Here is a 15,039-nt window from a genome sequence, read left to right as displayed (position 1 = left end):
GACGTACTGAACGCGGTGTTGTACACTGAGCGGTAGATTCTGTGATTTTTGTACAAGGTGGATGTGTGGAATTACTTTTTCAATATGGTCTTTTTCTGGCGAAAATCGTCACTGTCGTTGTCGCCATTGCGGTGGTTGCCGTACTGATTGTCAACGTCACGCAGCGCAAACGCCAGCGCGGTGAATTGCGAATCACTAACTTAAGCGAGCAGCACAAGGATATGCAGGAAGATTTAGCCGTGGCGCTGCTCGACGCGCCGCAGCAAAAGCTCTGGCATAAGACACAAAAGAAGAAACTGAAGCTGGAAGCCAAAGCGGCCAAAGCCAAAGCGAAGCAGGGCGACACCACGGCGGCAACCAAACCGCGCGTCTGGGTTATCGACTTTAAAGGCAGTATGGATGCGCATGAAGTCTCCTCCCTGCGTGAAGAGATTACTGCCGTTCTGACCGTTGCGACTCCGCAGGATCAGGTGGTCGTGCGTCTGGAGAGCCCCGGCGGCGTCGTTCACGGCTATGGCCTTGCGGCATCGCAGCTGCAGCGTATCCGCGATAAGCAGATCCCGCTGACGGTAGCGGTCGATAAAGTGGCGGCCAGCGGCGGCTATATGATGGCCTGCGTGGCTGACAAAATTGTGGCGGCGCCATTTGCTATTCTCGGGTCGATTGGCGTAGTGGCGCAGATCCCGAACCTCAACCGCTTCCTGAAAAATAAAGATATCGACGTCGAACTGCATACCGCTGGTCAGTACAAGCGTACACTGACCCTGCTCGGTGAAAACACCGAAGAAGGACGCCAGAAGTTTCGCGAAGAGCTGAACGAAACGCACCACCTGTTTAAAGATTTTGTAAAGCGGATGCGTCCGTCTCTGGACATCGACCAGGTTGCTACCGGTGAACACTGGTACGGTACCCAGGCGCAGGAAAAAGGGCTGGTTGATGAAGTGGGCACCAGCGATGAACTGCTGCTTGGCCTGATGGAAGGGCGTGACGTTTTCGGCGTGCGCTATGCGCAGCGTAAGAAAATGATGGACCGGTTTACCGGAAGTGCGGCTGAAAGCGCTGACAAACTGATGATGCGCTGGTGGCAGCGTGGTCAGAAACCACTGCTGTAACGGTTCCTTTCTACTCTATACCTTTCTACTACTCTATGGCCCGGTAAACCAGGTTTACCGGGCCATATCAGACTGCTCAGGCGTGAGCCCTACGTTCAGTCAACCAGGTGATACTTTTCAGACAGCTGGTGGGCGAGATACTTGAACATATTAAACACCGCCGTGCTTTTCGGCGTCGGCAGGCCCTGTTCATCCAGGTAATATTCACCGCTGAAGACCAGCACGCCGTTGCGCTGTTCCACGCCGGTGGCTTCAATACCCGCCATAGTATCTTCATGCTCACGAATGAGGCGGTTTGCTTCAATAAGCAGTGTCTGACGATCGATAGGTTGGCTATTATTTGACATATTCAACTCCTCAAAATTCCTGCGCTAGTCTACGCCGGGCGCCGTCTTCGGGCAAATTTTCCCGACGTTTACCAGGGACAAGCATTTTACCTCAGAGTTGGCATGATTGGTGATTGCATGCTAATAAAGTTGCGTAACGAATTTTATCAGGTACAGTGTGACGCTTTCGGCGATCTGGCAACAGATTTGCTTGACATTCGACCAAATATTCTTCGTGCTATAGACCCTGACGAAAAAAAGTCTGTAAACTCAGCTACCTGGCTACTTGTCTCAAAAGCCAGTCGGTAAAGGGTTGATATCCATTGGTATTGCCGCAACATACAAGGCTTGTCGCCAGTGGAATGTGGAACATGTGCGATGTATTCCTGGAAGAATCAAATTAGGTAAGGTGAATATGGGTAAAGCTCTCGTTATCGTTGAGTCCCCGGCAAAAGCCAAAACGATCAATAAGTATCTGGGTAATGACTACGTGGTTAAGTCCAGCGTCGGTCATATCCGCGATTTGCCGACAAGTGGCTCAGCCGCCAAAAAGAGCGCTGACTCTACCTCCACCAAAACGGCCAAAAAGCCTAAAAAGGATGAACGAGGCGCGCTGGTTAACCGCATGGGCGTCGACCCGTGGCATGACTGGGCTGCACACTATGAAGTGCTGCCAGGCAAAGAAAAGGTAGTATCAGAACTCAAACAGTTGGCGGAAAAAGCCGACCACATCTATCTCGCAACTGACCTTGACCGCGAAGGGGAGGCCATTGCATGGCACCTGCGGGAAGTGATCGGTGGTGATGAATCACGCTATAGCCGCGTGGTGTTTAACGAAATTACGAAAAATGCGATTCGTCAGGCGTTCGAAAAGCCGGGCGAGCTGAATATCGACCGTGTTAACGCTCAGCAGGCGCGTCGCTTTATGGACCGCGTTGTGGGCTACATGGTCTCGCCGCTGCTGTGGAAAAAGATCGCCCGCGGTTTATCCGCCGGTCGCGTTCAGTCCGTGGCGGTTCGTCTGGTGGTGGAACGCGAACGCGAAATTAAAGCGTTTGTGCCGGAAGAATTCTGGGAAATTGACGCCAGCACGACCACGCCGAGCGGCGATGCGCTGCCGCTGGAAGTCACCCACCAGGGTGATAAACCGTTCCGTCCGGTCAACCGTGACGAAACGATGGCGGCGGTCAGCCTGCTGGAAAAAGCCAGCTACAGCGTCCTTGAGCGTGAAGATAAGCCGACCAGCAGCAAGCCTGGCGCGCCGTTTATTACCTCCACGCTGCAGCAGGCGGCAAGCACCCGTCTGGGCTTTGGCGTGAAGAAAACCATGATGATGGCGCAGCGTCTGTATGAAGCGGGCTACATCACCTACATGCGTACCGACTCCACCAACCTGAGTCAAGATGCGGTAAACATGGTTCGCGACTTTATCGGCGATAACTTCGGCAAAAAATACCTGCCGGAGAACCCGAATCAGTACGCCAGCAAAGAAAACTCGCAGGAAGCGCACGAAGCGATTCGTCCTTCCGACGTTTCCGTTCAGGCGGAAGCGCTGAAAGATATGGAAGCGGACGCGCAGAAGCTGTACCAGCTGATCTGGCGCCAGTTCGTGGCCTGCCAGATGACGCCAGCGCAGTACGATTCCACCACGCTGACCGTGAAAGCGGGTGATTTCAAACTCAAAGCGCGTGGTCGTACCCTGCGCTTCGATGGCTGGACCAAAGTGATGCCAGCGCTGCGTAAAGGCGATGAAGACCGTACGCTGCCGATGGTCAATCAGGGCGATAAGCTGAGCCTAGTTGAACTGACGCCAGCACAGCACTTTACCAAACCGCCTGCTCGCTTTAGCGAAGCCTCGCTGGTTAAAGAGCTGGAAAAACGCGGCATCGGTCGCCCGTCCACCTATGCGTCGATCATCTCGACCATCCAGGATCGTGGCTATGTGCGCACCGAAAACCGTCGCTTCTATGCGGAAAAAATGGGTGAGATCGTCACCGATCGTCTGGAAGCGAACTTCCGCGAGCTGATGAACTACGACTTTACCGCACAGATGGAAGACCACCTCGACCGCGTGGCCAACCACGAAGCCGAATGGAAGCAGGTGCTGGATCTGTTCTTTGGTGATTTCACCAAGCAGCTGGAAACCGCTGAGAAACCACCAGAAGAGGGCGGCATGCAGCCGAACGAGATGGTGTTGACCAGCATCGACTGCCCGACCTGCGGTCGCAAAATGGGTATCCGTACCGCCAGCACCGGCGTGTTCCTTGGTTGTTCCGGCTATGCGCTGTCGCCAAAAGAACGCTGCAAAACCACCATTAACCTGGTGCCGGAAAACGAAGTACTGAACGTACTGGAAGGCGATGATGCGGAAACCAACGCGCTGCGCGCCAAACGTCGTTGCCAGAAGTGCGGCACGGCGATGGACAGCTATCTTATCGATCCGAAGCGTAAGCTGCACGTTTGTGGTAACAACCCGACCTGCGATGGCTACGAGATTGAAGAGGGTGAGTTCCGCATTAAGGGCTATGACGGCCCGATCGTTGAGTGCGAGAAATGTGGTTCTGAAATGCACCTGAAAATGGGGCGTTTCGGTAAGTACATGGCCTGTACTAACGAAGAGTGTAAGAACACGCGTAAAATTCTGCGTAGCGGTGAAGTGGCTCCGCCGAAGGAAGACCCGGTTCCGCTGCCAGAGCTGCCGTGCGAGAAGTCGGACGCGTATTTTGTGCTGCGTGACGGTGCGGCTGGGGTATTCCTGGCGGCCAACACCTTCCCGAAATCACGTGAAACCCGCGCGCCGCTGGTAGAAGAGCTGTTCCGCTTCCGTGATCGTCTGCCAGAAAAACTGCGTTATCTGGCCGACGCGCCTCAGCAGGACCCGGCGGGCAACAAAACGATGGTTCGTTTTAGCCGTAAAACCAAACAGCAGTACGTCGCTTCTGAGAAAGAAGGCAAGGCGACCGGCTGGTCAGCGTTCTTCGTTGACGGTAAATGGGTTGAAGCGAAAAAGTAGCGTTTTTTGCCAATAGCATCACAAAGGGCCGCATTTGCGGCCCTTTTTTATAACCTCGTTATTATTTTTTGTTTCCATCTATACACACTTGCTATAAATGATATAGTGGTTATAGCCAATGCATTTCTTATGATTAAATCGTCTTTATGACCGATTCCTGAGCGCAGACTGGATACAACCGCATGAAATTACAGCAACTCCGCTATATCGTTGAGGTGGTCAATCATAACCTTAACGTCTCCTCCACCGCTGAAGGTCTGTACACCTCGCAGCCGGGTATCAGTAAGCAGGTCAGAATGCTGGAGGATGAGCTGGGGATTCAGATTTTTGCCCGTAGCGGTAAACATCTGACGCAGGTTACACCAGCGGGTCAGGAAATCATCCGTATCGCGCGTGAAGTCCTGTCGAAAGTGGATGCGATTAAATCCGTTGCCGGTGAGCATACCTGGCCTGATAAAGGCTCGCTGTACGTGGCGACCACCCACACTCAGGCACGCTATGCGCTGCCGGGTGTAATTAAAGGCTTTATCGAGCGTTACCCACGCGTATCGCTGCACATGCATCAAGGGTCGCCTACGCAAATTGCCGAAGCGGTCTCTAAAGGCAATGCTGACTTTGCCATCGCTACCGAAGCGCTGCATCTGTATGACGATCTGGTGATGCTGCCTTGCTATCACTGGAACCGTTCGATTGTCGTCACGCCGGAGCACCCGCTGGCCTCCAAAACGTCTGTCACCATTGAGGAACTGGCGCAGTATCCGCTGGTCACTTACACCTTTGGTTTTACCGGGCGTTCCGAGCTGGACACCGCCTTTAACCGCGCCGGACTGACGCCGCGTATTGTCTTTACCGCCACCGACGCCGATGTGATTAAAACCTACGTCCGTCTGGGATTAGGGGTGGGGGTAATTGCCAGCATGGCCGTCGATCCTGTTTCTGACCCTGATCTGGTTAAGCTGGATGCAGAAGGTATTTTCAGCCACAGCACCACCAAAATTGGCTTCCGTCGCAGCACCTTCCTGCGTAGCTATATGTATGATTTTATTCAGCGATTCGCACCACACCTGACGCGTGATGTGGTCGATACCGCCGTAGCGCTGCGCTCGAATGAAGACATTGAAGCCATGTTTAAAGATATTAAGCTGCCGGAAAAATAAGTCTGATTTAATTATCCGCCTCTTCCCGGAAGAGGCGGATTCACTTATATCCTTGCTCCAGCACGCCTTTTTCCCCTTCCTCATCGCGCAAAATCCTGACTAAGAATTGTTTCTATTACTCATGACGTAGCAAAAGTAGAAATAAATTTAGGGTTAGGCAAACTTCTCTTTTCAAATATCTCATTGAGCTCAAAAGATTAAATTAATCTCCATGTAATATTCGTAAAACCTCTGGATTTTTGCTTAAAATTTACTTAGGATTTATCTCAACGATGATTAGTTGTAACAATTGATTGGTGTGAAAATGATAAGTAATATCGATTGTGAGAGGGCAGTAATGGTGTCAGAAAATAACGGTTCTCGTGTGAAACGCAAAGCCTGGCTGAGCGTATTCCTCGGCTCTGCGCTGTTCTGGGTAGCGGTAGCGCTGCTGGTCTGGAAAATCTGGGGCTAACCGTGCTTACGTCTGAACGCGTCAAGCCGGTGAAGCCCTCCGCTCCGGTAGAAAAAAAACCGCAAGATGACAAAAATAGTAAGGTCAATATTCCTGATGAATGGAATCTGACCCGCGACCAAAAAGAGTTTATCGATCTCTTCAATCAGGATGAGAATAAGAAACAATAACTTTATGGTTATTTTTTACTTTCATTTTCACGCCGCCAAACGAAATAAATCCTTTCCCTGCTATTAATTCCATCCGGATGTTATTCTTAATAACCCATTGATTGAATTTATCAATCTGAGCCCTTTTCCGGCGTTATCCACTGAATGTGTTATCTTTTAAATACACGTCATCCTTCGAGTTGCTTCTGCGTTGGCTGCGTTCATTCACCTCAGTCACGTACTTGTGTACGCTCCTGAGGATTCATTCGCTTGCCGCCTTGATGCAACTCGAATGATTTAGTGTAAGGACCATGAGGAGTGTCAGAGTACTGCAATTCCCGCCATTTAAGGAGGAGCTATGTCGTCAACACTACGAGAGACCTGCAAGGATACACTACAGGTCGATAATAAAACCTACCATTACTACAGCCTGCCGCTGGCTGCTAAGACCCTGGGTGACATCACCCGCCTGCCAAAATCACTCAAAGTTCTCCTGGAAAACCTGCTCCGTTGGCAGGATGGCGATTCGGTCACCGCTGAAGATATTCAGGCGCTGGCAGGGTGGCTTAAACAGGCCCATGCCGAGCGTGAAATTGCCTATCGTCCCGCCCGCGTCCTGATGCAGGACTTTACCGGCGTGCCGGCGGTGGTCGATCTCGCCGCCATGCGCGAAGCGGTAAAACGCCTCGGCGGGGATACCCGCAAAGTGAACCCGCTGTCGCCCGTTGACCTGGTCATTGACCACTCGGTCACGGTGGACCGTTTTGGCGATGACGAGGCGTTTGATGAGAACGTGCGCCTGGAGATGTCTCGCAACCACGAACGCTACACTTTTTTACGCTGGGGGCAGCAGGCTTTCAGTCAGTTCCGCGTCGTGCCGCCGGGCACCGGGATCTGCCACCAGGTAAACCTGGAATATCTGGGGCGCGCAGTGTGGAGCGAGCAGCAGGGCGATGAATGGGTTGCCTATCCCGATACCCTGGTCGGGACTGATTCGCATACGACGATGATTAACGGCCTTGGCGTACTGGGCTGGGGCGTGGGCGGTATTGAGGCGGAAGCCGCGATGCTGGGGCAGCCGGTATCCATGCTCATTCCTGACGTAGTCGGCTTTAAGCTCAGCGGCAAGCTACGCGAAGGGATCACCGCCACCGACCTGGTGCTGACGGTCACGCAGATGCTGCGTAAGCTTGGCGTGGTGGGTAAATTTGTCGAGTTCTACGGTGACGGGCTGGATTCTCTGCCGCTGGCCGACCGAGCCACGATTGCCAACATGGCGCCGGAATACGGCGCAACCTGCGGCTTCTTCCCGATTGATGACATTACCCTGTCGTATATGCGCCTCAGCGGACGCAGCGACGAGCAGGTAGCGCTGGTTGAAGCCTATGCGAAAGCGCAGGGGATGTGGCGACGCAAGGGTGATGAACCGGTCTTCAGCCAGACGCTGGCATTGGATATGAACGACGTTGAAGCCAGCCTCGCCGGGCCGAAACGCCCGCAGGATCGCGTCGCGCTGGCTCAGGTGCCGCAGGCGTTTAACGCCACGACCGAACTGGCGGTAAACCAGGGTTCAACGGGGAAAAACGCCGTCGACTTTACGCTTAACGGCGAAACGCATGCGCTTCCTGAAGGCGCGGTAGTGATTGCCGCAATTACCTCCTGTACCAACACCTCGAACCCTAGCGTGCTAATGGCCGCTGGCCTGCTGGCGAAAAAAGCCGTCGCGCTAGGCTTGCAGCCAAAAGCGTGGGTTAAAGCCTCGCTGGCGCCAGGGTCGAAGGTAGTCTCTGACTATCTGGCCCATGCGGGTCTTACGCCTTATCTTGACCAGCTTGGTTTTAACCTCGTCGGCTATGGCTGTACCACCTGTATCGGTAACTCCGGCCCGCTGCCGGATCCGATTGAGAATGCCATCAAGCAGGGCGATTTGACGGTTGGCGCGGTGCTTTCCGGTAACCGTAACTTTGAGGGCCGTATTCACCCACTGGTGAAAACCAACTGGCTGGCCTCGCCTCCGCTGGTGGTGGCCTACGCGCTGGCCGGGAATATGCGGGTGGATCTCACTCACGATCCGCTGGGACAGGACAGCAAAGGGAACCCGGTCTACCTGAAAGATATCTGGCCGACCAGCGCCGAGATAGCCGAATCGGTGCAGCAGGTCTCTACCGGGATGTTCCACAAAGAATATGCGGCGGTCTTTGCCGGAACGCCGGAGTGGCAGGCGATCGACATTCCTGCTTCCGACACCTATGAATGGCAGGATGATTCCACCTATATCCGACTGTCGCCGTTCTTTGATGAAATGGGGGTGACGCCCGATCCGGTACAGGATATCCACGGCGCACGCGTGCTGGCGATGCTGGGAGACTCCGTCACCACCGACCATATCTCGCCGGCAGGCAGTATCAAGGCCGACAGCCCAGCAGGCCGCTACCTGCAGGACAACGGCGTTGCCAGCCGCGATTTCAACTCCTACGGTTCCCGCCGCGGTAACCACCTGGTGATGATGCGCGGCACCTTTGCCAATATTCGTATTCGCAATGAAATGGTACCCGGCGTGGAAGGGGGCATGACGCGCCTGCTACCGGGCGACAAGGTGATGTCGATTTACGATGCCGCGATGGCCTATCAGCAGCAGGGTACGCCGCTGGCGGTGATTGCCGGGAAAGAGTACGGCTCAGGCTCCAGCCGCGACTGGGCGGCAAAAGGTCCGCGCCTGCTGGGTGTCAGGGTGGTGATCGCCGAATCGTTCGAACGTATTCACCGATCGAACCTGATTGGCATGGGCATTTTGCCGCTGGAGTTCCCGCAGGGGGAAGATCGTAAAACGCTGAAGCTAACCGGTGAAGAGCAGATCGATATCGCTGGGCTGCAGCAGTTGAAGCCGGGGGCGACCATTCCGGTGCTGATCACCCGGCCGGACGGGCAGCAGCAGACGCTGGCGTGTCGCTGCCGTATTGATACGGCGACGGAGCTAACCTACTACCAGAACGATGGCATCCTGCACTACGTTATTCGTAACATGCTGGGATAAAAAAAGGGGCCGATTTCTGGCCCCAAAACGGACGATGGCAATAACAGAAGCAAAAGAAAATGAGAGCGGCACGTTGAACAGAAACCCGCCTCTCACACCCATCCGGTGTGAGAGGTTTTCTGCTTATTTAAAGGTGTAGACCACCCCCATACGCAGACGGAACTGACGTTCGGTAGAGCGGGATGAGCGGCCAATGTCGCCAAAGGTGACGTACGGCTTCCACTCTTTTTTATCCCCGAGGGTGTAGTCGAACTGCCACTCCTGCTCGTAGTCATAATGCTGGTTCCCCCACAGAATCTCATCGCCATGCTTATAGATAAATTTGTAGGTCGTGGAGAAACGGTCGAGAGTGTAGCGCAGATAAAGGTCGCCACGGTTTACGGTACGGTGTTTATTGGTGCTACAGGATTTATCCCCGTTATATCCGCAGTCGGGATCGTTGGCATAATCAGTCATTTCAAAACGGTACATCCCGCCGACCGCCCAATTTTCATTAAACGTGTACCATGGCACAAAGCCAAATTTCCATTCCGTTCTTTCATTGTTGAATTCTGGCTGAATTAATGGCGCAATTTTGAAATTACCGAAGGTAAATGATTTCGATAGTGTTAATTCCACAGCGTTAATCACCGGGTCGTTATACCATTTATCCTGTGGGTCATCACCACCGGTTTTGTATTTGGTCTCAATCGCAAAATTGTAATTGTCCGGCAGCGCTGCAGACATGTTCAGCTTGTCGTAGTGGGTACGATCGCGAACGCGATACTCATGTCGGTAATCAAGGCTGAGTGAGCGGATCGGAGAGGTATATTCTTCAGCCAGCACAACGTTGCTGGTTAATAAAACGCAACCTGCTATAAGGTATTTACCGGATAACATAACAATTCTTCCCTCATTATTATTTGAATAATGCATTACACAATGCACTCGGTTTATCCTGCGTGAGCCTGTCGATGTATTAATTGCCACTACTGGCAAGCTTTCGCTAAATGAACGCACGTAGTTAAGCATCCGCTGCGACGTTAAAACCTTTATAAAATCACCAACTATTTTGATTTTTTGTCGGGAAAGCTAAGAAATATATTTATCGTGTTAAGAATGTGAGCATGCCTGAAATTATTCATGATAACGCTGAAACCTTAGTTATTGCGTCATCCAGTAACGGGCTTTGTCATTATTTCAAAGGTTATTGCCGATACGCCCCGGCATGCTGTGAGCTGATCCTGTCAGCTAAGACTGACGGGAGAATTTGCATCCTGAGATGCCTTTGAACCGACCCGACAACTCCTGACATTGAGGACACTATGGCAAAGGGTGATGTCACTCCACTGACGTTTACATCTGAAATTGACCCCGTCACGCACGCTCGCGTGGTCCGGCTAACCCCGCGGGATCGTATTTTTCACCGCAACTACTTCTATCAGAAGTGCTTCCTGCAGGGGGGCACGCAGCTGCTGATTGGCGGCGTCGATGATGGCAACTGGAACTACTGGCTGCTGGATCTGCAACAGCATACCCTGCGTCAACTGACGGAAGGGCCGGGTGACAACAGCTTTGACGGCTTTATCACCGAAGATGACCGCGCCCTGATCTTTATGCGCCACAACCGCCATATTGTCAGGGTTGAGTTGGATACCCTACGCGAAGAGGTGCTCTACGAGCTGCCCGCGCAGTGGGTCAGCACCAGCGCCTGGGCACCGGACAGCACCGGCAGCAAGATGATCGGCATGTCGCTGTCAGCGGATACCTGGATCCCGCTGAACGACTGGAACGATTTCCAGCGGCAATATCACCTGAACCCGACCACCCGCTGCGAGGTTATCGATCTTGCCAGCGGGCATTCGGAGGTGCTGTTTGAAGAGCCGCGCTGGCTGGGCCACCCTGGCTTTCGTCCGAATGACACCAATACCATCATGTACTGCCATGAAGGGCCGCATGACCTGATTCGCAACCGCATCTGGCTGTACGATCGCCAGACCGGCCTTTCGGCGCCGGTAAGCCAGCCGGAAGTGGAAACCTTCACCCATGAATTCTGGGTGCCTGACGGTTCACGCATCGTTTTCGTCTCGCTGAATAAAGAGACGCATCAACGCCATATCTGCCAGACGCTGGCCGGCAGCGCACAGAGCGAGAAGGTGATGGAAATGCCTGCCTGTTCGCACCTGATGAGTAATTACGACGGCTCGTTACTGGTCGGCGACGGCTGCGGCACGCCGGTTGATTTAACCGATGAGGGCGGCTACACGGCGTTAACCGATCCGTGGCTCTACCTGTTTGAGCCAGGCCAAAAGCAAACACGCAAAATTACCCGTCACGACACCTCCTGGCGCGTGATTGACGGGCAGTGCCAGGCGAGCCACCCGCATCCCTCTTTTAGCCCGGATTTAAGCCACGTGCTCTACACCTCTGACCGCGACGGCCTGCCTGCCGTCTATCTGGCAGAGATTGCCCCTTTACTGAAAGGAAGCTCGAAATGAAAAAGATTGCCTTCTCGTTAATGCTCGCCTGTAGCGGCCTGCTGTGTACGGCCCCGGCGTTTGCGGACGACAGCGACACGGTGACGCTGCGTGTGGCCTGGTGGGGAGCGAACTCCCGTCACCAGAACACCCTGAAAACCATTCGCGCCTTTGAGCAGGCGCATCCGAATATCAAGGTGAAAGCGGAGTACACCGGCTGGGATGGCTTTGTGTCACGTCTTTCCACGCAGATTGCCGGGAAGAATGAACCCGATGTGATGCAGCTCGACTGGAGCTGGATTCAGGTGTTCTCACGCTCGGGCAACGGCTTTTACGACCTTAACCAACTGAGCAAAGAGGTGGGGCTGGATAACTACGCGGGCAAGCTTGGCACCGTCACCGTCAATGGCAAAGTGCGGTGTCGCTGGTGGCTCCCATTCTTTACTACAACACGGAAACCTGGAAGAAAGCCGGACTGGCTTATCCAAAAACCTGGGATGAACTCTTCGCCGCCGGACAGGTGTTTAAAGAGAAGCTCGGCGATAACTACTACCCGGCGATCGTCACCACCTCAATGGAGCTAATCAACTCGTGGATGGTGCAGAAGTACAACCAGCCGATGCTCAATGAAAAAGGCGAGTTCACCTACAGCGAAGCCCAGTGGCTGGAATTTGTACAGATCTACCAGAAACTGGTCGCCGAGCATGTTCTGCCAAGCCAGAAGTACATCCAATCTTTTGGCAAAGCGCAGCCGTTTGAGATGAAACCGTGGATCAATGGCGAATTTGGCGGCTCGAACCTGATGAGCTCGGCGGTCGCCAAATATGAAGACACCCTGACGCCGCCGGCGAAGCTGGAAGTCGGGCCCTATCCGCTGCTGCCGGGCGCTAAAGATGCGGGGTTGTTTATTAAACCATCGATGATCTTTGCTATCAGCCGTAACACGCAACACCCGAAAGAGGCGGCCATGCTGCTTGATTTTATGGTCAACCAGCCGGAAGGCGTGCAGCTAATGGGGCTGGAACGCGGCTTCCCGGTCAGTAAAGCGGCGGCGGACTTCGTGGTGAAAACCGATATGGCGCAGCCGAACGACCCGGTGATCACCGGGCTGAAGCTGGTGGAAAGCATGCCGTCGGACAACGTCTACGTCTCGCCGTACTTCAAAAATCCGGAGATCGAACAGTACTGGCTGGATCTCACCCAGCGGATCGACTACGGCAAAATCAGCGCTGAAGATGCAGCAAAAGAGTTTGAACGCACGGCGAAACGCGCGCTGCGTAAACATGCACCGACGAAGTAAGGGGAGTTCATGGAGAGGAAACAACTGCAGTTTAGCGTCGATGAAACGGTGCTGATGACCGAAAAACTGATCGATGCGCTGGTGAATATTCGCGACGAAAACGGCGCATTTCTGATGACGCTGGCCGATGGGCGCGTGGTTGACACCAAAGGGTGGGGCGGCTGGGAATGGACCCACGGTGTGGGGCTATACGGGCTCTGGCAGTACTGGCAGCAAACCCGCGACCCGCGATGGCTGGCGATTATCGAACAGTGGTTTACGGATCGTTTCCGTGAAGGCACGCCAACCAAAAACGTCAACACCATGGCGCCAATGCTGACCCTGGCCTCAGTGTATGAAGAGAACGGCTACACCCCGTGGAAGCGCTATATCGAATGCTGGGCTAACTGGGTGATGTACGAGATGCCGCGCACCGAGCTGGGCGGGTTGCAACATATGACCTTTAACTATGCGCACCATCAGCAGCTATGGGACGACACGCTGATGATGAGCGTGATGCCGCTGGCGAAAGCGGGCCTGGTGCTGAATCGCCCGGAATGGGTTGAAGAGGCCAAACGGCAGTTCCTGCTGCATTCGCAGTATCTGTGCGATGCGCCTACGGGGCTGTGGTACCACGGCTGGAATTTCGAAGGCCGACATCACTATGCCAAAGCGCTGTGGGGGCGCGGTAATAGCTGGGTGACGGTGGCGATCCCTGACTTTATTGAGATGCTTGACCTCCCGCAGGGCGACCCAGTGCGCGAGTTCCTGTTAGGGCAGCTTTCACGTCAGGTAGCCGCGCTGGCGGAACGTCAGGATAAAGAGAGCGGGCTGTGGCATACGTTGCTGGACGATCCTACCTCCTACCTGGAATCTTCCGCCTCAGCAGGTTTTGCCTACGGCATTCTGAAGGCGGTTCGTAAGCGTTATATCGATAAACGCTTCCTGGCGACCGGGGTGGCGGCGGCGGAAGGGGTCATGCGCCAGATTACGCCGCAGGGCGAGTTGGCAAACGTCTCTTTCGGCACCGGAATGGGCAAAGATCTCGACTACTACCGCAATATCGAACGCACCTCCATGCCGTATGGGCAGGCGATGGCGATGCTGGCGTTGATCGAGTATCAGAATCTGTTTATCTAAGCTGCAACGGCTCCTGGTCTCAGGACTGGAGAGCCGTACGGTGATTTATCAGGGGGAACAGCCCGTACTTGCGTACCGTGCGCGGCGGCATGCCGAAAAAGAGTTTGAAGCGATGGGAGAAGTAGTTGCTGTCGTTAAAACCGCACAGGTAGGCGATATCGGTAATGGACTGTTCCGAAGTGACCAACAGATTCATCGCATGGCATAAGCGGACGTGGGTGATGTAATCGTTGGGCGTCAGGGCGGTAATAGATTGCACTTTTCGCTCCAGCATGCGCTTTTGAATATTAAATTTCTGTGCCAGATAATCAATGCTTAATTGATCGTTTGCATAATTGTGATGCAAATAATTCAGCAAATAGATAATTGAATCTTCCTTGGCGCAGCGATGAGAGGTTTGACTCACGTGACCACGTTGTAAAAATACGGCGAGTTGCGTAAATAACGTTTCCAGCATAATGGAGCGCCAGGCTAAATCTTTGTTTAATTCTTCATTTAATAGGTTGGTATAAAATGCACTATGTACGATGGTTTGATGGGTGGCCATAAATTGTTTATTTGGCGCGAAGTCAGCTAGCAGCGTGAGCAGCGTCTCGGTGAGAAAATCCGGATGAATGAGGATATTGAGCAGTGACAGTTTTTCAACTTTCTCAAAATAATGCTCTTCATTCGGCGAGACGATAAATACCGAACCACAGCTGATAGGCCACGAAATCCCGTCAATGACGTGCATCCCACTGCCGGATGAGACGCAAACCATTTCATAAAAGTCATGGGCGTGCAGCGGACAGACATCCTGGTCAGCGATGTGCTTAATCATCAGTGATGCATTTTCAGGAAAATAGGTGGAATGACGACGCAATGCCATAGCAATAGCCTTCAGAAGAAAGATTATTTTTCGACTATAGGTTTTAATCTT

General features: G+C 53.4%; 11 protein-coding genes and 1 pseudogene. 9 read left to right on the top strand and 3 right to left on the bottom strand.

Annotated elements, in window-relative coordinates:
* Positions 1-65: 65 nt before the first annotated feature.
* Positions 66-1,112: a protease SohB gene (gene sohB, locus FHC49_RS18750; RefSeq protein ID WP_220440562.1), complete on the top strand. Its 1,047-nt coding sequence runs from the start codon at positions 66-68 to the stop codon at positions 1,110-1,112.
* A gap of 95 nt (positions 1,113-1,207) precedes the next feature.
* Here the strand turns inward: sohB and FHC49_RS18745 are convergent, their stop codons facing one another.
* Complete coding sequence (locus FHC49_RS18745) at positions 1,208-1,459, bottom strand: YciN family protein (protein ID WP_035892923.1); 252 nt, start codon at positions 1,457-1,459, stop codon at positions 1,208-1,210.
* A gap of 394 nt (positions 1,460-1,853) precedes the next feature.
* Between FHC49_RS18745 and topA the strand changes: the two genes are divergently transcribed.
* The 5 genes from topA to acnA all read left to right on the top strand — a co-directional run bounded on the left by topA (position 1,854) and on the right by acnA (position 9,245).
* Positions 1,854-4,451: a type I DNA topoisomerase gene (topA, locus tag FHC49_RS18740; RefSeq protein WP_220440561.1), complete on the top strand. Its 2,598-nt coding sequence runs from the start codon at positions 1,854-1,856 to the stop codon at positions 4,449-4,451.
* A 182-nt stretch (positions 4,452-4,633) separates the two neighbouring features.
* Complete coding sequence (cysB, locus tag FHC49_RS18735) at positions 4,634-5,608, top strand: HTH-type transcriptional regulator CysB (RefSeq protein ID WP_185666032.1); 975 nt, start codon at positions 4,634-4,636, stop codon at positions 5,606-5,608.
* 337 nt (positions 5,609-5,945) lie between these two features.
* Positions 5,946-6,062 (top strand): YmiA family putative membrane protein, encoded by a 117-nt coding sequence (locus tag FHC49_RS18730; protein WP_220440560.1) that lies wholly within the window; start codon positions 5,946-5,948, stop codon positions 6,060-6,062.
* Between the two features lie 2 nt (positions 6,063-6,064).
* The gene (locus tag FHC49_RS18725; protein ID WP_185666034.1) at positions 6,065-6,232 is read left to right on the top strand and encodes a hypothetical protein; all 168 of its coding nucleotides are present in this window, start codon (positions 6,065-6,067) and stop codon (positions 6,230-6,232) included.
* 337 nt (positions 6,233-6,569) lie between these two features.
* Entirely contained in the window at positions 6,570-9,245 is a 2,676-nt protein-coding gene (gene acnA, locus FHC49_RS18720; RefSeq protein WP_220440559.1) for an aconitate hydratase AcnA, read from the top strand.
* 123 nt (positions 9,246-9,368) lie between these two features.
* On the opposite strand, the gene FHC49_RS18715 is transcribed toward acnA, so the two are convergent.
* Positions 9,369-10,124 (bottom strand): oligogalacturonate-specific porin KdgM family protein, encoded by a 756-nt coding sequence (locus tag FHC49_RS18715; RefSeq protein ID WP_185666036.1) that lies wholly within the window; start codon positions 10,122-10,124, stop codon positions 9,369-9,371.
* A 425-nt stretch (positions 10,125-10,549) separates the two neighbouring features.
* Between FHC49_RS18715 and FHC49_RS18710 the strand changes: the two genes are divergently transcribed.
* The 3 genes and pseudogenes from FHC49_RS18710 (at position 10,550) to FHC49_RS18700 (ending at position 14,120) form a co-directional block, all read left to right on the top strand.
* Positions 10,550-11,722: an oligogalacturonate lyase family protein gene (locus tag FHC49_RS18710; RefSeq protein WP_185666037.1), complete on the top strand. Its 1,173-nt coding sequence runs from the start codon at positions 10,550-10,552 to the stop codon at positions 11,720-11,722.
* A pseudogene (locus FHC49_RS18705) lies at positions 11,719-13,001 on the top strand (ABC transporter substrate-binding protein). Before FHC49_RS18710 ends, FHC49_RS18705 begins: the two are co-directional and overlap by 4 nt.
* A 9-nt stretch (positions 13,002-13,010) precedes the next feature.
* Positions 13,011-14,120: a glycoside hydrolase family 105 protein gene (locus tag FHC49_RS18700; RefSeq protein WP_185666039.1), complete on the top strand. Its 1,110-nt coding sequence runs from the start codon at positions 13,011-13,013 to the stop codon at positions 14,118-14,120.
* A 19-nt stretch (positions 14,121-14,139) separates the two neighbouring features.
* On the opposite strand, the gene FHC49_RS18695 is transcribed toward FHC49_RS18700, so the two are convergent.
* Positions 14,140-14,988, bottom strand: coding sequence for a helix-turn-helix domain-containing protein (locus FHC49_RS18695; RefSeq protein ID WP_185666040.1), 849 nt, complete (start codon positions 14,986-14,988; stop codon positions 14,140-14,142).
* Positions 14,989-15,039: the final 51 nt, after the last annotated feature.

Origin of the sequence: Kluyvera sp. EC_51, from assembly GCF_019584505.1 — a bacterium.
GTDB classification, from domain to species: domain Bacteria; phylum Pseudomonadota; class Gammaproteobacteria; order Enterobacterales; family Enterobacteriaceae; genus Kluyvera; species Kluyvera sichuanensis.
The sequence above is the reverse complement of the archived record's forward strand: the minus strand, read 5'-3'. Positions and strand labels throughout refer to the sequence as shown.

Bases quoted from the DNA above. Each gene is read 5' to 3' on its own strand.
- FHC49_RS18745 (WP_035892923.1), bottom strand. From the start codon at position 1,459: ATGTCAAATAATAGCCAACCTATCGATCGTCAGACACTGCTTATTGAA.
- cysB (WP_185666032.1), top strand. From the start codon at position 4,634: ATGAAATTACAGCAACTCCGCTATATCGTTGAGGTGGTCAATCATAAC.
- FHC49_RS18700 (WP_185666039.1), top strand. From the start codon at position 13,011: ATGGAGAGGAAACAACTGCAGTTTAGCGTCGATGAAACGGTGCTGATG.
- acnA (WP_220440559.1), top strand. From the start codon at position 6,570: ATGTCGTCAACACTACGAGAGACCTGCAAGGATACACTACAGGTCGAT.
- FHC49_RS18710 (WP_185666037.1), top strand. From the start codon at position 10,550: ATGGCAAAGGGTGATGTCACTCCACTGACGTTTACATCTGAAATTGAC.
- FHC49_RS18715 (WP_185666036.1), bottom strand. From the start codon at position 10,124: ATGTTATCCGGTAAATACCTTATAGCAGGTTGCGTTTTATTAACCAGC.
- FHC49_RS18695 (WP_185666040.1), bottom strand. From the start codon at position 14,988: ATGGCATTGCGTCGTCATTCCACCTATTTTCCTGAAAATGCATCACTG.
- FHC49_RS18730 (WP_220440560.1), top strand. From the start codon at position 5,946: ATGGTGTCAGAAAATAACGGTTCTCGTGTGAAACGCAAAGCCTGGCTG.
- topA (WP_220440561.1), top strand. From the start codon at position 1,854: ATGGGTAAAGCTCTCGTTATCGTTGAGTCCCCGGCAAAAGCCAAAACG.